Here is a 20,659-nt window from a genome sequence, read left to right as displayed (position 1 = left end):
CGCCTTGGTCACTGTCCCACTTGGCCGCGACTACAAACGCTCCGAGGTCGGGACGATGATTTCCGAAGCCTGATTCCGCCGATCGAAAGCGAATACAACTTCGGTGCCTTGAACGCAGCGCTGACGAAGGCGCTTGAGGTTGCGCGGATAACAGCCACCTGCGATCCCTCCCGAGGCGCATCACATCGCCGTAGTTGCCCCGCGGCTGAGAGCGTAGCTCTTCAACTCCTTGTCACTGCTGACCAACAAAGATCGCCATCGCGCCAATCGGTATCTTCTGTTCATCGCGCAGTAACTGAAGTTGAACGCGAAAAGTTCTGATGTCGCCGTTCTTCTGTAGTCCGGGAATGTCAGAAAACTGACCTTCGCCGTGAACGACGCCACTAGCCATGGCTCCGTGGAACCCTCGCCAATGATCGTCCCGCAAATGGGCCGGAACAACGATGTCGAGCTTCCGCCCAATCGCTTCTTCCTCTGCGAAGCCAAACAAATGTGTCGCACCTTCACTCCACATTTGGATGGTCCCTTGGGTATCGGAAATGACGATCGCTCTGTTGCGCATGCCGGCCCTTTCGTTGCGAGAAAGAAAATAGCGACGCAGGCCATCGGTGTGGTCGAGCCTGCAATACATCAATTGATCGGGGTGTTGTGATCCAGCGTGCGATGTTACGAGTCATATTCGTAATCTGGTCGCTGAACGCAACGTGCTTCTCATAGCCTGGAGCTATGAATTCCTTTTTCAGTCAACTTTGGTCGCGCCGGTCTGCGTCGGGCGCTCACAGGCGGCCGGCTTCCACTCTGGGGTTTGCGCCATTAGTGCCCGGAACTCCTCTACAAAATGAAAAGGCCTCTCTTTACGACGGAAGGCGCGTGGGTTCTCTACGCTTTGCCAGAAAGCTATCGATCGCCAATGGCCCCGGGCCCCAAAAGACAAGGGCCGCGAGGCATGCGAGGTAAAGGAGATCGGTTTCAAAGCCAGGCGGGCCGAACTGCGCACCGGCCGCCGTCACAGCCTGCAGCTTGATCGAGCTGAATCCGTAAGGCAGGTGCACGGCAAACATGGCGACGAGGAGGATCGCCGCCATCGGTATGCTGGCCAGCGGCACCAGCGCGCCTAAAAGCACGGCCAGACCGCCAAATATTTCAACCAAGATCGTCAGCGATCCCAAGAGGTGCGGAGCCGGCATGCCCAGTGCCTGCAAGATCGCGGGAAACGCATCGAAGCCCCGTGCCAGCTTTGCGAAGCCATGCGCCATGAAGCCGTACCCGACGATCAGCCGCAGTGGCAGTGGGGCCCAAATTTTTGCGGCATTGGATATGCTTTCACTCAGTTTCGAAAGACCGCTGAGATGCGTCATTACCGACATCGGATTGTATCCTCTCCGTGGTGAGGGCGATCGAGCCTGGCGATGAATTCGAACGCTCATGCCGCGCGGTCACAAGCTCACTCACTCGTGAATGTCGGCCTCGGCCTCGTCACAGAACTTTAAACTGCCTAATACCACCTCCAGGCGTGATAGCCGCTTATGTCTGATGCGTTCGCAACGGAGCGAAAGCTCGTTGCATTCTTCCGGCGCATTCACATGGGGGTAGCGTGCTCGTTAACGGGAAGACGTCGAACTCCGAAACGACGAAGGCCGAAAGCGCGAAGGAGACGTCGTTGCGGGCCTTGATGATCGCGGGTCTGGGCGGCGATGGCGCTGCATATGGCGTTCTGCTTTCCGAGCTCAGCGTGCATCTGCGCGGCTATTATCGCGGCAAGTTGGTTCGAGCTGGCCGTGAAGCGGAAGAGACTGAAGACCTGGTTCAAGAAGCGCTCATCGCCGTTCACACACGACGTCACACATACGATCCTACTCGGCTCCTGACACCTTGGGTCTATGCGATTGCTCGCTATAAACTGATCGATTATCTGCGCCGGCACCGATCAACGTTGAAAAGTGTGCCCATCGAAGACGCCGCCGAAATCATCGCGTCAGACGATAGTCATGCGATGAACAGTCACTTCGATCTGAACAAAGTTCTGGCGAAGCTGCCGGATAAAATTCGCTTGGCGGTCCAATACGTAAAAATCGAGGGACTCAGCGTCGTCGAAGCGGCGGCGCGTTGCGGCATTTCCGAATCCGCGGTCAAGATGAACGTGCACCGTGGAATCAAGCAGTTGAGAGCGATGGTCTCGCGGGAAAAAGCAAGATGAAGACCGAACAACTGATCGATCTGCTCAGCAGCAACCTTGAGCCCGTAGATAGATTCAAGGTCTTTCGAAGCCTAACCATCGCGACCGTTTCTGGGTTAGCTTTCTCGTCAGTAGTCTGCATCGTCGCGTTGGGGATGCGCCCGGACCTGAACAATCCCGAGGTCATGAAATTTCTGTTCGTCAAGATCGGATTTGGATCGATCATCAGCATCCTAGGTTGGCGGCTGTTGCTTACGCACACGCGCCCCGGCGAGGAAAAACGCTCTACGATATATTCAGCAGGAGCTCCGTTTGTCGGCTTGCTGGCCCTGGCCGCAGTGAATCTGATGTTCGTGCCGGCATCACAGTGGGCTCATCTTGTTGCCGGCGAGCGTTTGCTCCAGTGCCTGCTCTCCATTCCCGTCATGGCGATCGTGCCCTTTGCGATCATCGTTAGGGCGGCCCGAGATGCTGCCCCCACGAATTTGCCCAGGACGGGTGCTTTGGCCGGTCTTGTTGCCGGTGGCATCGGCGCTGCGGCATACGCGTTGCACTGTCCCAATGACTCCTTGCCGTTCGTGGCCGTTTGGTATGGCGGAGCAGTTGCTCTTTGCGTGTTAACTGGCGCGGTGCTTGGGGTTCGACTCCTGCGTTGGTGAGCCGACGCGCCGCGGCGAGCGCGAGTTCTACGTCCTCCGAATTGCACTGCGTGGTTCGCTGTGAGGGCGATGGCAGCTGCCGCGCACCGGCTCGGGCGTCGTTGCGCTACGCGCACTTGTCCGGACAGTTTCAAGGTGAATTTGAGACTCACGACGAGGTGATTGCTTCGTCTGTGACTTCAATCAGTGTCACACCGAATTTCAATGCCAGATGAACGCACGATCGCGTTTGTCCGCATCACGAAATCATGGAGATGAAATGAAAAAGCTTCTCGCCATCGCGGTTGTGGTCGCATCGCTCGGCTCCTCCGCCATCGCTCAGTCTTGGAACCCCGATGTCGGATCGGGCAACATTGCGCACCCGCCCTACGGGCTGAGGGAGAACGGCTCCAGCATCTATCAGGGCGGCTCTGACGGCTACTTGGCCCGCGCTCAAACCTCGCGCCTTTACGCAACGCATCTTCGCGCACACACGAAGAAGCAGCAGAGGCAACAGTAACCCCGCGAGAGATCCGCCCGCGCCATGCGCGACGGGGGCGGGTGCCGTCCAGAGAGCAACAGGAAAGTAACGATCATGGAAACGAAGTGTGCGATCATTCTAGCCACTGCGGGACTTCTGCTCGCAATCGTCGAGCCGGGTTTCGCCACGCCAAGAGGTCACCGCCCAGCCGACGCATACGCGAGCAGTGCTTGGACCCAGGAGCGAACGATCTCGCCCCCGTCCGACCGGTCGTCTGGCTGGTCCTCGAGCGGTACACGTTTCCCCGCCGCGGGCACGGCGGCCGAGCCGCTCGGTCCGGGTCGTAACCTGCCTTATCCAGACCACCCTTACGGTGATCCCGATCGCTGGTGATCGCTTCGACGATATCCAGCAAAAGCCCCGGCATTGCTGCCGGGGCTTTTTATGAGCCAACGCGTGCAGTAGCGCGCATCGGTCCAACAAATCGAGGTGGATCAGGCTTCACGGTGAGGTGATTGCTTCGTGTGTGACTTCAATCGGCGTCAGCCCGAATTCAACGTCAGATGAGCGAACGTCGCCTCATCCAAAAAAACCGAGGTTACGCCACTATGACAAGCAGGCAGTTAAAGCAAAGAGTGACTACTCCGAAGAGTCTGATTTCGACGTTGGCGCTCGCCCTGGGCCTTGCCGTGGCAGCAGCTCCAACTGCGGCGATGGCGAAGAGTCGAGCAGCTCAGGCGCGGGCGCAGGCAACTGAAGACGTGATGGAAGGCGGCGTATCGCCCGAACGGGTCCGGGCGCTGCGCGAATGCAACGCTCGCATCGCGAGGTTCAGGGGCTACAACGCGTTGAGCACACCGACCGGTCTTTATAAGACTTGCATGGCGGATCACGGCCAGCCGGAATAGCTTCTTACATTCGGCTCGCTGGCGGCCACTCGAGATTTGACCGTCGGATGCACATCCGGCGGTCCTTTTCGCAAAGCGCGCGACAAGTGTCGCTTTCCGATGATGCGTACGAATACGGATTGATTCTCTAAGCCCTGGAAGGTGCCCCGCGAACTGGCGGACCCCCGGCCGCCCCTTGGAGGCTCAACTGCGCCTCGGATTCCTAACCGCCAACTTTATAGGTGTTAGATTCGCACGGCGGGCGGTGACACCCTCAGCATGAGTTAGCCACTCTTGCAGCTCGCAGCGCTTGCCGCATGCGAACCCAACTCGCCCTCGGAAGATCTAGTTTAGTAGACTTGGAGGCATGGCTGGCATCTCGCGTCACAAACGATACCTCAGACGCCTCTCGGCTTGGACGTCCGATCAGCCCGCGAGCGGACAGGTCGCCTGGCCGTCGCTTTCGACCACCATGCCGGTCATCGGGTCGACCCAGGCTAGGTGATCTTCAATGCGCTTGACGCCCGGGATGTTCTCAGCCGCCACAATCGTGGCCTGCCGTTCGCGTTCGTCGGTGATCGTGCCCCAGAGCTGGACGATGCCGTCGCGAACGACGACGTCGATTGAGCGGGTTGGCGCCCAGCTCTGGCCTTCGAGCTCGGCGAGCAAGCGGTTGCGGATGGCGCGATCGTCGAGTTTGACCGGCTTGGCTTCGCGCGCGATGCTTGCCAGCGCATAGAGCAGATTGGCGCGGCTGATGATGCCCATGACCTTGCCGCCTCGCATCACTGGCACGCGTTTGATGCGGTGCTTTTCCATCAGCGAAACCACGTGCTCGAGCGGCGTGTCTTCTGCGACCGTCACCGGATCGGGCGTCATGATCTCGCCGACCTTGCGTCCGTGAGCGTGGACGTAATCGTCAGCCAGGCGGCCGGGGCCGAGCAGAAAAGCCAGCCAGCGCGGGCGCTGCCGTTGCGTTGCCGTCTCGGCCCGCCGTAGCAGATCGCCTTCGGTGAGCATGCCCTGCAGGCGGCCTTCGGCGTCGACGACCGGCAAGCCGCTGATGTGGTTGTGCAGCATCACGCGGATGGCGCTGTCCAGCGAGTCCGTCGGGGCGATTGAAAAGACCGGGCGGGACATGACGTCTTGGGTTTCCATGGCAACCTCCTTGGGATGCGCCACGATGGACCCCGGCCATGCGAAGCGGGTTGAGTCAGGTCAAAACCGGCATCTCAATGTGTCAGGCCAGCCGAAACTGCCGGCGAATCCGTCCTTGATCCACATCAATGCGGAAACCGTGGCCGCGCCTCAAGGTTCGGTTTCCCGCTGACTTAGAGCCGAAATGACAGATCCTGACTGGCACCCGATCGCCACCGCGCCGTTCGATCGCGATCTTGAACTCGCCGTCGTCGAGCACGGTGATGCCCATGCGCTGGTCGTTCGCTGTCGCCGTCTTCGCCACGGCTGGGCCAATGCGGAGACGGGCAAGCCGTTGGACGTCAACCCGACTCATTGGCGCGACTGGCGGGAGCCGGCCTGACCGCGGCCACGACGGGCCTGCGATCAGCCGGCTTTGATCCTCGCCAAACAGCGGTCGAACCGATCACGCCGCCTTTCTGAAGTCGTGATCGTCGGCGGACGCGGTGGTTGGCGACTCCTCGGGCCGGACGAAGTCACTGGTCTGGTGTTGGCACCAAGCGAGCGTTACGCTGAACGTCAGGAACGCGACGATGACTCCGCACAGGTACACCAATTCGGCGACGGACATGTTTGTGACTCCTCTTCGGGGTGGCCGACGGACAGTGGTCGGCATCGAATGTGAAGATGATCGCCGCGGCCCGATCGCGCGGCATTGACCTAGCTCAAACGGAGAAAGAGCGCGTTGGCCGGCGCGAGCCGGCCGCGCTCCTCGGATGCCGCGTCGGTGAACTCTGGCGGAGGTTGTCGGCTCGGTGGCACGTTCTGTTTGCAACGGTGTTACGGCTGCGCGTCAGGCTGCAGCCAACGCTGAATATAAAACGCCGCCCCCAGCAGAACGATCCCGATCACGACCATCGCCGAGATATTTTCCAGCGCCCGCAGCAGGAAGGCCGTCTCGACCTGCCATAGCGGCTGCGGATCGTCGCCCCAGCCCACGGGTGCGGTCGGCGGCATGACGAAATAGTCGATGGCGGCGAGGCCAACGAGGGCTGCCAGACTCAAAAGCAGAAGCTTGAGCATGCCGTTCATGATCGTGGTTCCTCAATGGGCCATCAGGAGGCAGAGCGGCGAATGATGCAGCAGCTCGCGGGTGGCGCCGCCGAAGGCCCACTCGCGCATGCGGCTGTGGCCGTAGGCGCCCGATACGATGAGATCGGCGCCCTTCAGTCGCGCCACGGCAATCAGTTCGTCCCCGATCGCATCGACTCCGGGCCGAAGCATCACATGCGCCCGCACGCCATGCGACGTCAGGTAGGCTTCGACATCCTCGACGCTGTCGGCCGGGCTTTCGGTCGACACCACGAACACGTCCTCGGCGGCCTTGAGGAACGGCAGGCTGTCCCATACGGCGCGGCGCGCCTCGCGGCTGTCCTTCCAGCCGATGACGATGCGCTTGGCCGCGAGATGGTCGATCTGCGGCGGCACGAACAGCACCGGCCGGCCGGCGTCCATCACGAGATCGCCGCCGTCGGCCGCCATCGGATCGAACGTGCCGTCGGCGCGCGGGCGTGCCGCGACGATAAGATCGGCGGAGCGCGCCTGCTCCAGCGCGTAGGCGGTGGGCGCGGTCAAGGCGTGACGCCACACGATGCGGTTTCGCGCGCCGGCGATTCTGCGAAAACGGGTCTCGGCCTCGGCAAGCGCTTTTTGGGCCTGCTCTGCCTGGATGTCCATGATGCTGGCGATGCCGGCATCGGCGCCTTCGAAATAGAGCGGCGCCACGATCTCCTCTGCAGCAGTTCCGATCATGCGCGCTGCGAAACGGTCGGCGAGATCGGTCGCAAGCCTGGCGCGGCCTTCGGTCTCGGGATCGAGATCCATGGGAAGCAGGATGGTCGAATAGGTCGCGCCCGCAGGCGGCTGGCCGGATAGCGACATGGCATCGTCTCCAATGGTCTGAATCCAGAGGGAACGATGCCACGCCGCGCAACCGGCACATTGATTTGGCGCAAACGCGTTTCGCTCGAGCCGGAAGCCCAGAATGCTCGGCGGGCCCCGGCAGAACAGCCTCGTGAATTTGACCTGGCGCAACGCGGCCTGGTCTTCGCGGCGCTACCGGAGCCGAAACGGTCGCAACAAGGAGTCGGCCATGCCTCCGATCCCAAGGCTCGAGCCCTATCGAGGACCGGCGCTCTTTTCGTACGGGTTCCGACCGTTTTTCCTGTTCGGCGCGATCTATGCGGGGCTCGCCGTCGTGATCTGGCTGCCGGTGTTTTGCGGCGAGCTCGCTTTGCCGACAGCCTTCTCGCCGCGCGACTGGCACGTGCACGAGATGCTCTATGGTTACGTCTCGGCGGTGGTCACCGGCTTTTTGCTCACGGCGATCCCGAACTGGACCGGCCGCTTGCCGCTTCAGGGAGCCCCGTTAATGGTGCTGCTGATCGCCTGGGCGGCAGGGCGGGTGGCGGTGACCCTGTCGGGGACGATCGGCTGGCTGCCGGCCGCCGTGATCGATGGCGGCTTTCTGCTTCTGGTCGGCGCGGCCGCGGCGCGCGAGATCATGGCCAGCGGCAATTGGGGCAACCTGAAAGTCGTCGCGTTGATCGGTCTGCTTGCGGCCGGCAATGTCGCATTCCACCTCGAGGCGCATTTCGAAGGTGCAGCCGACTATTCGGTGCGGATCGGCATGGCGGCCGTGATCATGCTGATCACGCTGATCGGCGGCCGCATCGTGCCGAGCTTGACACGCAATTGGCTCGCGCGGGAGAATCCAGGCCGCCTGCCAGCGCCGTTCGGGCGTTTCGACGCGGTCGTCATCGCGGCAAGCGCTTTGGCGCTCCTGCTCTGGATTGTGCTTCCGCAAATGCATGCGACGGGGGCGGCATTGCTCATAGCCGGACTCCTGCAACTCGCGCGGCTCGCCCGCTGGGCCGGCGACCGCACGACGCGCGAACGGCTCGTGCTGATCCTGCACGTGGGTTACGCCTTCGTTCCGTTTGGCTTTCTGCTGGTCGGGCTGGCGACGTTTGACGTCGTGCCGGCCGCTGCCGGTGTTCATGCCTTTGCGGGCGGCGCGATCGGCACCATGACGCTTGCCGTCATGACCCGCGCGAGCCTTGGCCACACCGGCCGAACGTTGACCGCCGCGCGGGCCACGCAGGCGATCTATCTTGCGATTCTGTTGGCGGCGTTCGCTCGAATCGGTGCCGCACTGGCTCCCGCGTGGCTGATCCCGCTTCTGGCGGTGTCGGCCATTTTCTGGGTCGCGGCGTTTTTTGGCTTCGGCGCCGCTTATGGGAAGCTGCTGGTCGCCCGTCCAAGCGCCTAACGGGAGCTCGCAAGCACCCCGCCGATCAGCGCCATGCGAACCAGCTCGGACAGGCTCGCTGCGCCCATCTTGGTCATGACGTTGGCGCGATAGATTTCCACGGTCCGGGGGCTGATGCCGAGGTCGTAGGCGATGGTTTTGTTGGGCAGGCCCGCGACCAGGCCTTCCAGGACCTGCCGCTCGCGCACCGAAAGCGTTGCGACGCGTTCGGCGATGGCGGCTTTTGCGGCCTGCTGCTCGGCCTGTCCGTCCTGGGCCTTCAGTGCGGCGCGGACCGACGTCAGCAGGGCCTCGTCGTCAAACGGCTTCTCGATGAAGTCGCTGGCGCCGCATTTCATGGCTTCCACCGCCAGCGGCACGTCGCCGTGGCCCGTGATGACGATCACCGGGATGGCGACGTTGAGTTCCTTGAGCTTGCGCAGCAGCTCCAGCCCGCTCATGCCCGGCATGCGCACATCGGTGATGACGCAGCCCACGCCGCCGCGGGGCAGCGCGTCGAGGAATGCCGGCGCATTCTCATAGGTGTGCGCGCGAATGTTCGCGGTGCGCAGCAGAAACTCGATCGACTCCCGCATCGCGCTGTCATCGTCGATCACATGAACGAGGCGCTCAGTGCTCATCGCCGACGTCCTCCGGAGTCACTGCGCGAAGCGTGAAGCTGAAGATGGTGCCGCCGCCCGGATGGGGCTCGGCCCAGATGCGGCCGCCGTGACCTTCGATGATGGTGCGCGAGATCGACAGGCCGACGCCCATGCCCTGGCGCTTGGTGGTCATGAACGGCTGGAACAACTGTTCGGCGATCTCGGGCGCGATGCCCGAGCCGGTGTCGGAGACGCTGATCTTGACCATGCCGCCGGGCGCGAGGGCGACCGCGACGGTCAGCTCGCGCCGCTCGGCATCCTGCATCGCCTCGATCGCGTTGCGCACCAGGTTGAGCAGCACCTGCTGGATCTGCACCCGGTCCGCCAAAGCGAGGTCCGCCGTCTGGTCGAATTCGAACTTGACGCGAACGCCAAGGTCCTTGGCGCCGACCAGCGCGAGCGCGCAGGCCTCCTCGACCAGCTTGGAAATGACCTCGACCCGATACTCGCTCTCGCCCCGCGCGACGAAGTCCCGCAGCCGGCGGATGATCTGGCCGGCGCGCAGCGCCTGTTCGGCCGCCTTGTCGATCGCCTCGCGCACCATGGCGGCGCTGCCGTCGCTCCCCGATTCCAGGAGACGCTTCGAGCCTTTCATGTAGTTGGTGATCGCCGACAGCGGCTGGTTCAGCTCGTGGGCCAGCGTGGACGCCATTTCCCCCATCGCGGTGAGTCTGGAAATGTGGATCAGCTCCGATTGCAGGTCCTGCAGACGCGCCTCGGTCTGCTGACGCTCGGTCAGGTCGCGGATGAAGCCGGTGAAGAACCTGCGGCCGGAGGACTTCATCTCGCCGACCGCAAGCTCCATGGGGAACGTCGAGCCGTCCTTGCGCTCACCGACCACGACGCGGCCGATGCCGATGATCCGCCGCTCACCGGTCGAGAGATAGCGATGGAGATAGCCGTCGTGGTTTTCGCGGTAGGGCGCGGGCATCATGATCTTGACGTTCTGGCCGATCACTTCGCCCGTCGTATAGCCGAACAGCCGTTCGGCCGCAGCGCTGAACGATTGAATGAGGCCGCGCTCGTCGATGACGATCATGGCTTCGGGCACGGTGTCGAGGATCGATTGCAGATGCGCCTCGCGCGCCGCAGCGTCCTGCGCGCTCCGCGTGGCGCGCGACAGGCTGAGCCGCAGCCGCTCGCCGAACCAGGAGATGCCGACACCGAGTAGCACGAACGTGAAGGCGCGGGCGAAGCTGCTGCCGAAATTCGGCGAACCCGACCCGGCAAGGTCTGCATATTCGCCGGTGACATAGAGATGAACGACGAGGCTCAGCGCGGTGGCCACGAGCCCCGGTCCCCAGCCGCCGGCGATGCCGGCGATGAGCACCGGCGGCACCCAGAACAGGTAGAGCTGCTGGTTGCTCAGCCCCGATCCCAGCACGGTGAGCACGGCAAACACGAAGGCGATCAGGCCCACCGCAAGGGCATAGTGCACCCATGTCTGGCGGAGCGCGTCCGCCGGTTCGACGAGCAGCGCTGTGGCTGAGGGGCTTTGGTTTGTCGCGGACGGGGCCATGACGTTCAGGATCAGAAAATAGCGCGCAATCAGGAGGTTAACGAGGCCCGACGTTACCAGCCGCGGGCCGGGAAGGGACCTAAGGGAAACCCCTTAGGGATGATACCTGAATTTTCGACGGGCTGCCTCGCGCGTATCCCTGTTGCCGACAGTTCGAACGAGGGCACAGACGATGATCACCGAGACCGCAGCTCCGAGTGTTCACAAGGTTCACCCGGCCGTCGTCATGGCGAGACAGGCCGTCAGCGATGTCGAGTCGCTGTCGTCCTATATCGATCAGTTCGGCACGCCGATGTCGTTCGGCGCCAACACCGAAATCTATGGCGAGGGCGAGCCGGCCGAGTATCTCTACAAGGTCGTCGGCGGCGCGGTCCGCATGTGTCGGATTCTCGCGGATGGCCGGCGCCAAATCGGTTCGTTCTACCTGCCCGGCGAGGTGTTCGGCCTGGAGTCGGGTGACGATCACACGTTCTCGGCCGAAGCCATCGCGAATTCCAGGATTCTCGTCGTCAGACGCAGCGCGCTGCTGGCGCTGGCCGGCCGCGATCGTGCCATCGCCAACGAGCTGTGGACCACGACCTGCCGCGAGCTGCGGATGGCCCAGAACCATATCCTGATGCTGATCAAGACCGCCAAGGAGCGCGTGGTGGCGTTCCTGCTGGAGATGGCCGAGCGCGCCTCGTCCTCCGGTCAGATCGAATTGCCGATGTCGCGCCAGGACATCGCCGACTATCTCGGCCTCACCATCGAGACCGTGTCGCGCACGCTGACCGAACTGGCCCGCACCGCGGCGATCGAATTGCCGGCGACGCGTTGCGTCGTCCTGCGCAACCGCGCCGCGCTCGCCAGGCTCGAAGGCTGACCATGTGCTGCTGTCTCGGAGGAGCGACCGACATGACGACCCAGGGCGCAAGCGATTCGAGTTCACATCTGTGGAGCTGGATCGCCGAATGGTGGATGGCGAAGTCCCGCCAGCGCCAGGCCGTGTCCGAGATCGACCAGCTCGATCCCGGGACCGCATCCGATATGTCCCGGGACCTCGGCGCCAGCGTGGGCGAGCTGCGCGCGCTGGCCGGAAAGTGGCCCGACGCGAGCCCGGAGCTGCTGACGCGCCGTCTCCAGGCGCTGGACCTCGATCCTGCCGAGGTGGCCCGCAAGGAGCCTGCGGTGGCCCGCGATCTCGCGGTGCATTGCTCGCTCTGCACCGGCAAGACTCGCTGCCGTCATGACCTCGACCGGAAACCAGACGATCCGGCGTGGCGCAAGTATTGCGCCAACACGGTGACGCTCGATGCGCTCAAGGCCGAGCGCCCGACAAACGGCAAGCCGTAGGGGGATTGCCATGCCCAGCGCTTTTCTCGCGGCTATGGCGGCCGCCACGGTGCTTGCTGTCTCGAGCGTTGCCTGGGGCGCTGCCTCGGCGCAGCCGCTGTCGCCCGCCGAGCAGCGCGGCCAGACCTTCGTGCGGGCCAATTGCTCGCGCTGTCACGCCGTCGACAAGGTCAGCCCGAGCCCGCTGTCGGTCGCGCCGCCGTTCCGCGATCTGCATCGGCGTTACCCGGTCGATGTTCTGGCCGAGGCGCTGGCCGAAGGCATCCGCACCGGCCATCCCAGCATGCCGGAATTCCGGCTCGATCCGGGCCAGATCGGCGACGTCATCGCCTACCTGAAATCGCTCGAACACTGATCGCGCCACGGCTGCGGAAAAAAGCCGCGCGCCTTTGACCTGCATCAAGGAGCGCGACTTCGCACCGCGGCAAATCTGCCACGACGTCAACGGCCCGCGGCAGCGCCACGGGTCCATCAGAGAGTCGACCCGCATGTCCGTCGCCTTGTCCCGCAAATCGATGACCACCGGCGAGATGGGAAGCGCTCTTGCTTTCGCGGCGCTGGCTTTCATCTCCATCATCATCGCCGCCAAGGCGTACACGCCCGAATATGCGTTCCACGCCTATCTGTTCGCGGCCGCGAGCGCCGCGGCGGTGTTCGCGATCGTCGACCGCTATTTCGATCGTCCCGCGGAGCCCGTACCGCTCTTCATCGGCGGCAAGCCGAACTACAACATGGGCCCGGTCAAGTTCGCGACCGTGGCGGCGGTGTTCTGGGGCATCGCGGGCTTCACGGTCGGGCTGTGGGCCGCGCTCGAGCTCGCGTTCCCGGTGCTCAACTTCGACCTGGCGTGGTTCTCGTTCGGCCGCATCCGGCCGCTGCACACCTCGGCGGTGATCTTCGCGTTCGGCGGCAACGTGCTGATCGGCACGTCGTTCTACGTCGTGCAGCGCACCTGCCGCGCCCGCCTCGCCGGCGACATCGCGCCTTGGTTCGTGGTGCTGGGCTACAACTTCTTCATCCTGATCGCCGGCACCGGCTATCTGCTCGGCATCACCCAGTCCAAGGAATATGCCGAGCCAGAGTGGTACGCGGACCTCTGGCTCACGGTCGTCTGGGTCGCATACCTGCTGGTGTTCCTCGGCACCGTCATCCGGCGCAGCGAGCCGCACATCTATGTGGCCAACTGGTTCTATCTCGCCTTCATCTTGACGATCGCCGTGCTGCATCTCGGCAACAATGCCGCGATCCCGGTGTCGATCTTCTCGCCGAAATCCTACATCGTCTGGTCCGGCGTGCAGGACGCCATGGTGCAGTGGTGGTACGGCCACAACGCGGTCGGCTTCTTCCTCACCGCGGGCTTCCTCGCCATCATGTACTACTTCATCCCGAAGCGCGCCGAGCGCCCGGTCTACAGCTATCGCCTGTCGATCATCCACTTCTGGGCGCTGATCTTCCTCTACATCTGGGCCGGCCCGCATCATCTGCACTACACGGCGCTGCCGGACTGGACGCAGACGCTCGGCATGACTTTCTCGGTCATGCTGTGGATGCCGTCCTGGGGCGGCATGATCAATGGCCTGATGACGCTGTCGGGCGCGTGGGACAAGCTGCGCACCGATCCGGTGCTGCGCATGATGGTGGTGTCGGTGGCGTTCTACGGCATGGCGACCTTCGAGGGTCCGCTGATGTCGGTGAAGGCCGTCAACTCGCTCAGCCACTACACCGACTGGACCATCGGCCACGTGCATTCCGGCGCGCTCGGCTGGGTCGGCTATGTCTCGTTCGGCGCGATCTACTGCCTGGTGCCGTGGCTCTGGAACAAGGAGCGGCTCTACTCGCTGCGCCTCGTCAACTGGCACTTCTGGATCTCGACGCTCGGCATCGTGCTCTACATCTCGGCGATGTGGGTGTCCGGCATCCTGCAGGGCCTGATGTGGCGTGCCTACACCAGCCTCGGCTTCCTCGAATACACCTTCATCGAGACCGTCGAGGCCATGCATCCCTTTTACATGATCCGCGCGCTCGGCGGAGCGCTGTTCCTCAGCGGTGCGCTGATCATGGTCTTCAATCTCTGGAAGACCGTGAACGACAAGAGCGTAGAGCCCGCTGCCGCGCCCGCCGCGATGCAACCCGCCGAATAGGAATTGAACGATGTCGCTCTGGGCCAAACACCAGATCTTCGAAAAGAATTCGATCGTCATGTTGATCGGCGTGCTGATCGTGATCGCGATCGGCGGCCTCGTCGAGATCGTGCCGCTGTTCTACCTCAAGAGCACCATCGAGAAGGTCGACAGCGTGCGGCCGTACTCGCCGCTCGAGCTCGCCGGCCGCAACATCTACGTCCGCGAGGGCTGCTACAACTGCCACTCGCAGATGATCCGGCCGTTGCGCGACGAGGTCGAGCGCTACGGACACTATTCGCTCGCGGCCGAGAGCATGTACGACCGGCCGTTCCAGTGGGGCTCCAAGCGCACCGGTCCGGATCTCGCGCGCGTCGGCAACAAATACTCCGACGACTGGCACCGCGACCATCTCGCCTCGCCGAAGTCGGTGGTGCCGGGCTCCGTGATGCCGGGCTATCCCTGGCTCGCCAAGACCGAACTCGATTTCGAGCACATCGGCGACGATCTCCGCGTCCAGGCGCATCTCGGGGTGCCCTACACGCCGGAGATGATCGAAAACGCAACGGCCGACGTGCGCACCCAGGCCACGGCCGATGCTCCGGACGCCGATCAGCTCGAGAAGCGCTACCCGAAGGCGCAGGCGCGGGACTTCGACGGCAATCCCGGCCGCATCACCGAAGCCGACGCGCTGATTGCCTACCTGCAGCTGCTCGGCACGCAGGTGAACTTCAAGCTTTACGACGACAAAGCCAACGTCCGGTAGGACCGCAACCATGTCTGAGACCTATCAAGCGCTGGCGCACTTCGCCCAAACCTGGGGCCTTGCCTACTTCGTGGCGGTGTTCCTGCTCGTGCTCGTCTATGCGCTGTGGCCCTCGCGCAAACAGCAGTTCGACGAAGCCGCGCATATGCCCCTGCGGGAGGATTGATCATCATGGCCGAACAGACGCATCACGAAATCGACAAGGTCACCGGCACGGCGACCACCGGCCACGAATGGGACGGCTTGCGCGAGCTGAACACACCGCTGCCGCGCTGGTGGCTGTGGATGTTCTACGCCACCATCGTCTGGTCGGTCGGCTACTGGGTGGTCTATCCGTCCTGGCCGCTGCTCTCATCTTTCTCGTCCGGCACCTTCGGCTGGCATTCGCGCGATGCGGTCGTTCGCGATCTCGCGGCATTGAAGGCCGTTCGCGGCCCGATGATGGAGAAGCTTTCGTCGGCCTCGGTCGAGCTCATCAAGGCCGATCCGATGCTGCTCGATTTCGCCCGCGCGCAGGGCCGCACCGCGTTCGGCGACAACTGCGCGCCGTGCCATGGGCCGGGCGGGGGCGGCGGCAAGGGCTATCCCAACCTCAACGACGACGACTGGCTGTGGGGCGGCACGCTTGCCGACATCGGAACCACCATCCGTCACGGCATCCGCGCCAACGACCAGCAGACGCGGCTCGGCTCGATGCCGGCCTTCGGCCGCGACGGCATGTTGAAGCGCGAGGAGATCGAAGCCTCGGCCGACTATGTGCGCTCGATTGCAAGTCTGCCGGTCGACGGCAAAGCCGATCTCGCCTTGGGCAAGAAAGTCTTCGCGGCCACCTGCGCCGCCTGTCACGGCGAAGACGGCAAAGGCAAGCGCGACATGGGCGCGCCGAATCTCACCGACCAGATTTGGCTCTACGGCTCCGACAAGGCCGTAATCGTGGACGGACTGTGGAACGGCCGCGGCGGTGTGATGCCGGCCTGGGGCGCGCGCCTCGACGACACCACCATCAAGGCGCTCACGGTCTATGTGGGCACGTTGGGCGGCGAAAGGTGATGAGCCGTGACCATTCACCAGCGGTCCATGCATGCCCGGCCGCGCGGCGCCGGTACGGAGCCTGCGGTGGTTGAGCCTGCCGCGGCCACCGGGCTGGAGCTTCTGGTGCGCGAAGCCGAGGTACACGGCACCGAGTTGCCGGAACTCGAGCCGGACGTTCCTCTCTATGAAGCCCGGCGCAAGGTCTATCCGCAGAGTGTGCGCGGCACCTTCCGCCGCATCAAGTGGGCGGTGCTGCTCATCACGCTCGGCGTTTATTATCTGCTGCCATTTGTACGCTGGGACCGCGGCCCTAACGCGCCCGACCAAGCCGTGCTGGTCGATCTGCCCAACACGCGCTTCTACTTTTTCTTCATCGAGCTGTGGCCGCAGGAGGTCTATTACTTCACCGGGCTCCTGATCATCGCGGCCGTGACGCTGTTCCTGATGAACGCGGTCGCGGGCCGCGTCTGGTGCGGCTATCTCTGCCCGCAGACGGTGTGGACCGACCTCTTTCAAGCGATAGAGCGCCTGACCGAGGGCGACCGGCGGGAGCATCTGCTTCGCGAGCGCGGGCCCTGGACGGCGGAGCGCGTGGCGCGCGCCGGCGCCAAGCATTTTCTCTGGCTGATGGTGGCGTGGTGGACCGGCGGCGCCTGGGTGCTCTACTTCGCCGACGCGCCCACGCTCGTTCGCGATCTCGCCACCTTGCAGGCGCCGTTCATCGCCTATGCCTGGATCGGCATCCTCACGGTCACGACCTACTTCCTCGCCGGCCACCTGCGCGAGCAGGTGTGTCTCTATATGTGTCCCTGGCCGCGCATTCAGGCGGCGCTGACCGACGAGCACGCGCTCAACGTCACCTATCGCTACGACCGCGGTGAAACGCGCTGTTCTCTCAAAAAGAGCGAGCTGCTGCGCGCCAAGGGGGAGCCGACCGGCGATTGCGTCGACTGCATGCAGTGCGTCCATGTCTGCCCGACCGGCATCGACATCCGGCAGGGGCCCAATCTCGGCTGCATCCAATGCGGGCTCTGCATCGACGCCTGCGATGCCGTGATGACGAAGATCGGCCGTCCGCGAAGGCTCATCAGCTACGACACCGACATCAACATCAAGCGCCGCCAGCGCGGCGAGGCGCCGGAATATCGCATCGTGCGGCCGCGCACGGTGCTTTACGCCGCCGTGATCGCCGTGGTGGCGCTGACCATGCTTTACGCGCTGGTGACGCGTGTCACCGAATCCATCAGTGTCATCCATGAGCGCAATCCGATGTTGGTGCGGCTCTCCGATGGCGCGATCCGCAACGCCTATGTGGCGCGGATCATCAACAAGAAGCCGCAGCCGCGTGAATTCGCGCTCAGCGTCACGGGCCTTGCCGGCACCTTCGTCGACGTGGTCGGCGCGACCCGCCGGCCGGGCGCGAGCCCGGTGATCGAGGTCGGACCCGACCAGACCCGTGAGGTTCGCGTGCTGGTCACCGACTACGACGACAGCCGCGAGCATTCGACGCCGATCCGCTTCCACATCCTGGACGTCGCCGGCACGGAACGCGCGCAGACATCCGACCATTTCTGGAGGCCACAGTGAGCGAGCTGCAACTTTCCGGCGGGGGCGCCGCGGGGCCGAAGAAGGTGACGGGGTGGACGGTGCTCGGCTGTCTCGTCGCCTTCTTCGCCATCGTGATGGGCGTGAACGGCTTCATGATCCGCGCCGCGGTCACGACTTTCGGCGGCGTCGAGACCGAAAGCTCCTACAAGGCAGGGCTTGCGCTTTCCCGCGAGCTCAAGGCGGCCCAGGCGCAGGAGGCCCGGCATTGGGATGTGCGGGCTCACGTGACGCCCGGCAGCGAAAAGCAGTGGGTGGAGATCACGGCGCGCGACGCGCAGGGCAAGCCGCTCAGCGGGCTGACCGCGGTGGTGCGCTTCAACCATCCGACCGACCGGCGCGCTGACGTCGACATGACGCCGCGCGAGGTGACGCCGGGCCGCTTTGCCGGCTCGGCCGCGCCCGCGGCGGGACAATGGGATCTCGTCATTGAGCTGATGCGCGGCGAGGAGCGGGTGTTCCTCTCCAGGAACCGCATTGTCGTGAAGCAGGGCTGATCCAAGTCAGGACTGACCATGTCGGAAACCCTCGACCTGTCCATGTTCGTCACGCGCGACGCCGACGGCCTCGCGCGCATGGAGCTCGCCGTCGACGGCGTCGCCTGCGCCGGCTGCATCCGCAAGATCGAAGAGGGTCTCAAGGCGATGCCGGGCATCGCCAGCGCGCGGCTGAATTTCACCGACCGCCGTCTCGTGGTCGGCTGGCGCGAGGACAAGATCGGCCCCGGCGACGTGATCTACGCGCTGGAGCGCATCGGCTACCGCTCGCATCCGTTCCGCCCGCAGCAGGCCGAGTCCGACGAGGCCCAGCACGCCCGGTGGCTGTTCAAGTGCCTTGCGGTGGCGGGCTTTGCGGCAATGAACGTGATGCTGCTGTCGGTTTCAGTGTGGTCCGGCAACGTCACCGACATGACGGGGGAAACCCGCGACCTGTTCCACTGGCTGTCCGCCGCCATCGCGCTGCCGGCGGCGGCCTATGCGGGCCAGCCGTTCTTTCTGAGTGCGTTCCGCGCGCTGCGCTTGGGCCGCACCAACATGGACGTGCCGATCTCGATCGGTGTCGTGCTGGCGCTCGGCATGTCGCTCGCCGAGACCATCGCCCACGCCGAACACGCCTATTTCGACTCGGCGCTGATGCTGCTGTTCTTCTTGCTCTGCGGGCGGGCGCTCGATCATGCCATGCGGAGGAAGACGCGGGCGGTGGCCGGCAACCTCGCGGCGCTCAAGGCTGAGGTCGCGCACCGGCTCGACGACAACAACGAGATCGTCTCGGTGCCGAGCGCGGCGCTCAGGCCTGGCGATCGCGTGCTGGTGCGCGCCGGCGAGCGCGTGCCGGCCGACGGCGTCATCCTGACCGGCAGCACGGAGCTCGACGAAAGCCTCGTCACCGGCGAGACCGCGCGGCGGGTGACGGCATCGGGGGCGGAGATTTACGCGGGCAGCCGCAGCTATTCCGGCGCCATCACCATGAAGGTGACGGCCGCGGCCGGCGGCTCGCTGATCGACGAGGTGCAGCGGCTGCTCGACAGCGCGATCCTGGCTAAATCGAAGATCGTTCGCCTCGCCGACCGCGCGGCGCGGCTTTACGCGCCGGTCGTGCATCTCACCGCGGCGCTGACCGTGATCGGCTGGCTGATCGCCGGCGCCTCGATCCACGACGCGATCGTCACCGGCATCGCGGTGCTGATCATCACCTGTCCCTGCGCGCTGGCGCTCGCCATTCCGGCCGTGCAGGTGGTCGCCTCCGGCGCGCTGTTCCGGAGCCGGATCATCGTCAATGCCGGCGACGCCATCGAGCGGCTGGCCCGCGCCGACACCGTGGTGTTCGACAAGACCGGCACGCTGACGCTGCCGGACGCGCAACTTGTCGATGCCGCCGCGATCCCGCCGGACCTGCTCGAGCGCGCGGCGCGGCTGGCGCTGTCGAGCCATCATCCGCTCGCCGCCGCCGTGGCCCAGCACGCCCAGCGCCGCACGCCCTATGACGGCGCGGTGGAAGAAGCCGGCTGCGGCGTTCGCGCCGTCATCGACGGTGTTGAAGCCCGCCTCGGCAGCCCGGAATTCTGCGGCGTGGCTGCGCCCATGGATGGCACCGGCGGCCTGTCCTTCATCGGCTTTATGCATAACGGCCGGTCGACGGTGCTGTCGGTGCGGCAGGCGCTGCGGCCCGCGGCACTTGAGACGGTGCGCGCGCTGGCCGCCCTGGGGCTCGATTTGCACATCCTCTCGGGCGACCGCGTCGAAGCGGTGGCGCCGGTCGCCGAGGCGCTCGGCATCCGCTCCTGGCGCGCCGGGTTGAAGCCTGCCGAGAAGATCGCCTGTCTCGCCGAGATGAAAGCCGCAGGCCGCCGCGTGCTGATGGTCGGCGACGGCCTCAACGACGCGCCGGCGCTTGCCGCAGCCCACGTCTCGCTGTCGCCGATCAGCGCCGCCGAGATCACCCAGGCGCAGGCCGACGCGGTGTTCCTCGGCGAGCCGCTGTTGCCCGTGCTCGATGCAGTCCGTATCGCGCGACAAGCCCGTGCGCTGATGATGCAGAACCTCTGGATCGCAGTGCTCTACAACGCCATCGCAGTGCCCGTGGCGATCGCAGGCGGCATCACGCCATTGATTGCCGCCGCCGCAATGTCCGGTTCCTCGATCATCGTCACTTTGAACGCGTTCCGTGCACGCGGGAAAGCGGCTCGACGGGATGCGCTGCCGGTCCCCGCGGGTGCGCCTGCGACCGGAGGTGCTGCATGACCGTTCTGCTCTATCTCGTGCCGATGGCGCTCGCGCTAGGCCTTTCCGGCCTCGCGGCATTCCTGTGGTCGGTGCGCGCCGGTCAATATGATGACCTGGACGGTGCGGCACTCCGCGTGCTGTCGGATGAAGATGTGTGAGCGCAAAAATCCAGTATTCGGCTCTCCTAACGACTGACCCAAAACCCGGAAGGCGCATTGGGAGTCAAGTTTATGCTGATGCCCGCTTATAGATGGGAGTGACAGCGCCTTCC

At 64.4% G+C, this 20,659-nt stretch carries 25 protein-coding genes; 17 read left to right on the top strand and 8 right to left on the bottom strand.

Annotated elements, in window-relative coordinates; all coding sequences use genetic code 11:
- Positions 1-232: 232 nt before the first annotated feature.
- Together RHPLAN_RS35500 and RHPLAN_RS35495 are read right to left on the bottom strand one after the other, a co-directional pair.
- The gene (locus RHPLAN_RS35500) at positions 233-631 is read right to left on the bottom strand and encodes a PAS domain S-box protein (RefSeq protein WP_068028941.1); all 399 of its coding nucleotides are present in this window, start codon (positions 629-631) and stop codon (positions 233-235) included.
- Between the two features lie 223 nt (positions 632-854).
- Positions 855-1,367, bottom strand: coding sequence for a DoxX family protein (locus RHPLAN_RS35495; RefSeq protein ID WP_084246226.1), 513 nt, complete (start codon positions 1,365-1,367; stop codon positions 855-857).
- Between the two features lie 227 nt (positions 1,368-1,594).
- On the opposite strand from RHPLAN_RS35495, the gene RHPLAN_RS35490 reads away from it, so the two are divergent.
- The 4 genes from RHPLAN_RS35490 to RHPLAN_RS35475 all read left to right on the top strand — a co-directional run bounded on the left by RHPLAN_RS35490 (position 1,595) and on the right by RHPLAN_RS35475 (position 4,203).
- Entirely contained in the window at positions 1,595-2,197 is a 603-nt protein-coding gene (locus RHPLAN_RS35490) for a sigma-70 family RNA polymerase sigma factor (protein ID WP_257730324.1), read from the top strand.
- Positions 2,194-2,835: an NrsF family protein gene (locus RHPLAN_RS35485; RefSeq protein ID WP_068028938.1), complete on the top strand. Its 642-nt coding sequence runs from the start codon at positions 2,194-2,196 to the stop codon at positions 2,833-2,835. Before RHPLAN_RS35490 ends, RHPLAN_RS35485 begins: the two co-directional genes overlap by 4 nt.
- Positions 2,836-3,094: 259 nt before the next feature.
- Positions 3,095-3,334 carry a hypothetical protein gene (locus tag RHPLAN_RS35480; protein WP_068028936.1) on the top strand — a complete coding sequence of 80 codons (240 nt, stop codon included), beginning with the start codon at positions 3,095-3,097 and terminating at the stop codon, positions 3,332-3,334.
- Positions 3,335-3,858: 524 nt separating this feature from the next.
- Positions 3,859-4,203, top strand: coding sequence for a hypothetical protein (locus RHPLAN_RS35475; RefSeq protein ID WP_068028932.1), 345 nt, complete (start codon positions 3,859-3,861; stop codon positions 4,201-4,203).
- A 405-nt stretch (positions 4,204-4,608) separates the two neighbouring features.
- Here the strand turns inward: RHPLAN_RS35475 and RHPLAN_RS35470 are convergent, their stop codons facing one another.
- A complete protein-coding gene (locus RHPLAN_RS35470) occupies positions 4,609-5,340 on the bottom strand; it encodes a CBS domain-containing protein (protein WP_068032358.1) in 732 nt (243 codons plus the stop codon).
- A gap of 184 nt (positions 5,341-5,524) precedes the next feature.
- Here RHPLAN_RS35470 and RHPLAN_RS35465 point away from each other — a divergent pair, with 184 nt between their 5' ends.
- Positions 5,525-5,722, top strand: coding sequence for a hypothetical protein (locus RHPLAN_RS35465; protein WP_068028928.1), 198 nt, complete (start codon positions 5,525-5,527; stop codon positions 5,720-5,722).
- A 63-nt stretch (positions 5,723-5,785) separates the two neighbouring features.
- On the opposite strand, the gene RHPLAN_RS40030 is transcribed toward RHPLAN_RS35465, so the two are convergent.
- From RHPLAN_RS40030 to RHPLAN_RS35455, 3 genes are all read right to left on the bottom strand, one after another.
- On the bottom strand, positions 5,786-5,950 hold the full coding sequence (locus RHPLAN_RS40030) for a hypothetical protein (RefSeq protein ID WP_157100691.1): 165 nt from the start codon (positions 5,948-5,950) through the stop codon (positions 5,786-5,788).
- Between the two features lie 209 nt (positions 5,951-6,159).
- Positions 6,160-6,411, bottom strand: coding sequence for a hypothetical protein (locus RHPLAN_RS35460; RefSeq protein ID WP_068028925.1), 252 nt, complete (start codon positions 6,409-6,411; stop codon positions 6,160-6,162).
- Between the two features lie 12 nt (positions 6,412-6,423).
- Positions 6,424-7,260 (bottom strand): universal stress protein, encoded by an 837-nt coding sequence (locus RHPLAN_RS35455; RefSeq protein ID WP_068028923.1) that lies wholly within the window; start codon positions 7,258-7,260, stop codon positions 6,424-6,426.
- A gap of 211 nt (positions 7,261-7,471) precedes the next feature.
- Here RHPLAN_RS35455 and RHPLAN_RS35450 point away from each other — a divergent pair, with 211 nt between their 5' ends.
- Positions 7,472-8,650 (top strand): NnrS family protein, encoded by a 1,179-nt coding sequence (locus RHPLAN_RS35450; protein ID WP_068032356.1) that lies wholly within the window; start codon positions 7,472-7,474, stop codon positions 8,648-8,650.
- Here RHPLAN_RS35450 and fixJ read toward each other — a convergent pair.
- Both fixJ and RHPLAN_RS35440 read right to left on the bottom strand, forming a co-directional pair.
- Positions 8,647-9,270 carry a response regulator FixJ gene (gene fixJ / locus RHPLAN_RS35445; RefSeq protein ID WP_068028919.1) on the bottom strand — a complete coding sequence of 208 codons (624 nt, stop codon included), beginning with the start codon at positions 9,268-9,270 and terminating at the stop codon, positions 8,647-8,649. The two genes, RHPLAN_RS35450 and fixJ, sit on opposite strands and share 4 nt — an antisense overlap.
- Complete coding sequence (locus RHPLAN_RS35440; protein ID WP_084246224.1) at positions 9,260-10,810, bottom strand: PAS domain S-box protein; 1,551 nt, start codon at positions 10,808-10,810, stop codon at positions 9,260-9,262. Before RHPLAN_RS35440 ends, fixJ begins: the two co-directional genes overlap by 11 nt.
- A 172-nt stretch (positions 10,811-10,982) precedes the next feature.
- Between RHPLAN_RS35440 and RHPLAN_RS35435 the strand changes: the two genes are divergently transcribed.
- The 11 genes from RHPLAN_RS35435 (at position 10,983) to ccoS (ending at position 20,546) form a co-directional block, all read left to right on the top strand.
- A complete protein-coding gene (locus tag RHPLAN_RS35435; protein WP_084246222.1) occupies positions 10,983-11,672 on the top strand; it encodes a helix-turn-helix domain-containing protein in 690 nt (229 codons plus the stop codon).
- A gap of 32 nt (positions 11,673-11,704) precedes the next feature.
- The gene (locus tag RHPLAN_RS35430) at positions 11,705-12,142 is read left to right on the top strand and encodes a DUF6455 family protein (RefSeq protein WP_068028916.1); all 438 of its coding nucleotides are present in this window, start codon (positions 11,705-11,707) and stop codon (positions 12,140-12,142) included.
- A gap of 10 nt (positions 12,143-12,152) precedes the next feature.
- A complete protein-coding gene (locus RHPLAN_RS35425) occupies positions 12,153-12,497 on the top strand; it encodes a c-type cytochrome (RefSeq protein WP_442971797.1) in 345 nt (114 codons plus the stop codon).
- A 133-nt stretch (positions 12,498-12,630) separates the two neighbouring features.
- Positions 12,631-14,283 (top strand): cytochrome-c oxidase, cbb3-type subunit I, encoded by a 1,653-nt coding sequence (gene ccoN / locus RHPLAN_RS35420; protein ID WP_068032349.1) that lies wholly within the window; start codon positions 12,631-12,633, stop codon positions 14,281-14,283.
- Between the two features lie 10 nt (positions 14,284-14,293).
- The gene (gene ccoO / locus RHPLAN_RS35415) at positions 14,294-15,028 is read left to right on the top strand and encodes a cytochrome-c oxidase, cbb3-type subunit II (RefSeq protein ID WP_068028911.1); all 735 of its coding nucleotides are present in this window, start codon (positions 14,294-14,296) and stop codon (positions 15,026-15,028) included.
- Positions 15,029-15,038: 10 nt separating this feature from the next.
- Positions 15,039-15,194, top strand: coding sequence for a cbb3-type cytochrome c oxidase subunit 3 (locus tag RHPLAN_RS35410; RefSeq protein ID WP_068028909.1), 156 nt, complete (start codon positions 15,039-15,041; stop codon positions 15,192-15,194).
- A gap of 5 nt (positions 15,195-15,199) precedes the next feature.
- Entirely contained in the window at positions 15,200-16,078 is an 879-nt protein-coding gene (ccoP, locus tag RHPLAN_RS35405; RefSeq protein ID WP_068032348.1) for a cytochrome-c oxidase, cbb3-type subunit III, read from the top strand.
- A gap of 105 nt (positions 16,079-16,183) precedes the next feature.
- Positions 16,184-17,647 carry a cytochrome c oxidase accessory protein CcoG gene (gene ccoG / locus RHPLAN_RS35400; RefSeq protein WP_068032347.1) on the top strand — a complete coding sequence of 488 codons (1,464 nt, stop codon included), beginning with the start codon at positions 16,184-16,186 and terminating at the stop codon, positions 17,645-17,647.
- Positions 17,644-18,162, top strand: a complete 519-nt coding sequence (locus RHPLAN_RS35395; RefSeq protein WP_237179983.1) for a FixH family protein — start codon at positions 17,644-17,646, stop codon at positions 18,160-18,162. The genes ccoG and RHPLAN_RS35395 overlap by 4 nt, the downstream gene beginning before the upstream one ends.
- A gap of 18 nt (positions 18,163-18,180) precedes the next feature.
- Positions 18,181-20,406 carry a heavy metal translocating P-type ATPase gene (locus tag RHPLAN_RS35390; RefSeq protein WP_068028904.1) on the top strand — a complete coding sequence of 742 codons (2,226 nt, stop codon included), beginning with the start codon at positions 18,181-18,183 and terminating at the stop codon, positions 20,404-20,406.
- Positions 20,403-20,546 (top strand): cbb3-type cytochrome oxidase assembly protein CcoS, encoded by a 144-nt coding sequence (gene ccoS / locus RHPLAN_RS35385; RefSeq protein WP_068028901.1) that lies wholly within the window; start codon positions 20,403-20,405, stop codon positions 20,544-20,546. The genes RHPLAN_RS35390 and ccoS overlap by 4 nt, the downstream gene beginning before the upstream one ends.
- The last annotated feature ends 113 nt before the right edge of the window (positions 20,547-20,659 follow it).

The organism is Rhodoplanes sp. Z2-YC6860, assembly GCF_001579845.1.
Taxonomy (GTDB): Bacteria; Pseudomonadota; Alphaproteobacteria; order Rhizobiales; family Xanthobacteraceae; genus Z2-YC6860.
This window is presented reverse-complemented; position numbering and strand designations above follow the sequence as displayed.

What these genes read in the sequence shown, in the direction of transcription:
- RHPLAN_RS35500 (WP_068028941.1), bottom strand. Translation starts at nt 631, where the DNA reads ATGTATTGCAGGCTCGACCACACCGATGGCCTGCGTCGCTATTTTCTT.
- RHPLAN_RS35495 (WP_084246226.1), bottom strand. Translation starts at nt 1,367, where the DNA reads ATGTCGGTAATGACGCATCTCAGCGGTCTTTCGAAACTGAGTGAAAGC.
- RHPLAN_RS35485 (WP_068028938.1), top strand. Translation starts at nt 2,194, where the DNA reads ATGAAGACCGAACAACTGATCGATCTGCTCAGCAGCAACCTTGAGCCC.
- RHPLAN_RS35480 (WP_068028936.1), top strand. Translation starts at nt 3,095, where the DNA reads ATGAAAAAGCTTCTCGCCATCGCGGTTGTGGTCGCATCGCTCGGCTCC.
- RHPLAN_RS35475 (WP_068028932.1), top strand. Translation starts at nt 3,859, where the DNA reads ATGAGCGAACGTCGCCTCATCCAAAAAAACCGAGGTTACGCCACTATG.
- RHPLAN_RS35470 (WP_068032358.1), bottom strand. Translation starts at nt 5,340, where the DNA reads ATGGAAACCCAAGACGTCATGTCCCGCCCGGTCTTTTCAATCGCCCCG.
- RHPLAN_RS35465 (WP_068028928.1), top strand. Translation starts at nt 5,525, where the DNA reads ATGACAGATCCTGACTGGCACCCGATCGCCACCGCGCCGTTCGATCGC.
- RHPLAN_RS40030 (WP_157100691.1), bottom strand. Translation starts at nt 5,950, where the DNA reads ATGTCCGTCGCCGAATTGGTGTACCTGTGCGGAGTCATCGTCGCGTTC.
- RHPLAN_RS35460 (WP_068028925.1), bottom strand. Translation starts at nt 6,411, where the DNA reads ATGAACGGCATGCTCAAGCTTCTGCTTTTGAGTCTGGCAGCCCTCGTT.
- RHPLAN_RS35455 (WP_068028923.1), bottom strand. Translation starts at nt 7,260, where the DNA reads ATGTCGCTATCCGGCCAGCCGCCTGCGGGCGCGACCTATTCGACCATC.
- RHPLAN_RS35450 (WP_068032356.1), top strand. Translation starts at nt 7,472, where the DNA reads ATGCCTCCGATCCCAAGGCTCGAGCCCTATCGAGGACCGGCGCTCTTT.
- fixJ (WP_068028919.1), bottom strand. Translation starts at nt 9,270, where the DNA reads ATGAGCACTGAGCGCCTCGTTCATGTGATCGACGATGACAGCGCGATG.
- RHPLAN_RS35440 (WP_084246224.1), bottom strand. Translation starts at nt 10,810, where the DNA reads ATGGCCCCGTCCGCGACAAACCAAAGCCCCTCAGCCACAGCGCTGCTC.
- RHPLAN_RS35435 (WP_084246222.1), top strand. Translation starts at nt 10,983, where the DNA reads ATGATCACCGAGACCGCAGCTCCGAGTGTTCACAAGGTTCACCCGGCC.
- RHPLAN_RS35430 (WP_068028916.1), top strand. Translation starts at nt 11,705, where the DNA reads ATGACGACCCAGGGCGCAAGCGATTCGAGTTCACATCTGTGGAGCTGG.
- RHPLAN_RS35425 (WP_442971797.1), top strand. Translation starts at nt 12,153, where the DNA reads ATGCCCAGCGCTTTTCTCGCGGCTATGGCGGCCGCCACGGTGCTTGCT.
- ccoN (WP_068032349.1), top strand. Translation starts at nt 12,631, where the DNA reads ATGTCCGTCGCCTTGTCCCGCAAATCGATGACCACCGGCGAGATGGGA.
- ccoO (WP_068028911.1), top strand. Translation starts at nt 14,294, where the DNA reads ATGTCGCTCTGGGCCAAACACCAGATCTTCGAAAAGAATTCGATCGTC.
- RHPLAN_RS35410 (WP_068028909.1), top strand. Translation starts at nt 15,039, where the DNA reads ATGTCTGAGACCTATCAAGCGCTGGCGCACTTCGCCCAAACCTGGGGC.
- ccoP (WP_068032348.1), top strand. Translation starts at nt 15,200, where the DNA reads ATGGCCGAACAGACGCATCACGAAATCGACAAGGTCACCGGCACGGCG.
- RHPLAN_RS35390 (WP_068028904.1), top strand. Translation starts at nt 18,181, where the DNA reads ATGTCGGAAACCCTCGACCTGTCCATGTTCGTCACGCGCGACGCCGAC.
- ccoS (WP_068028901.1), top strand. Translation starts at nt 20,403, where the DNA reads ATGACCGTTCTGCTCTATCTCGTGCCGATGGCGCTCGCGCTAGGCCTT.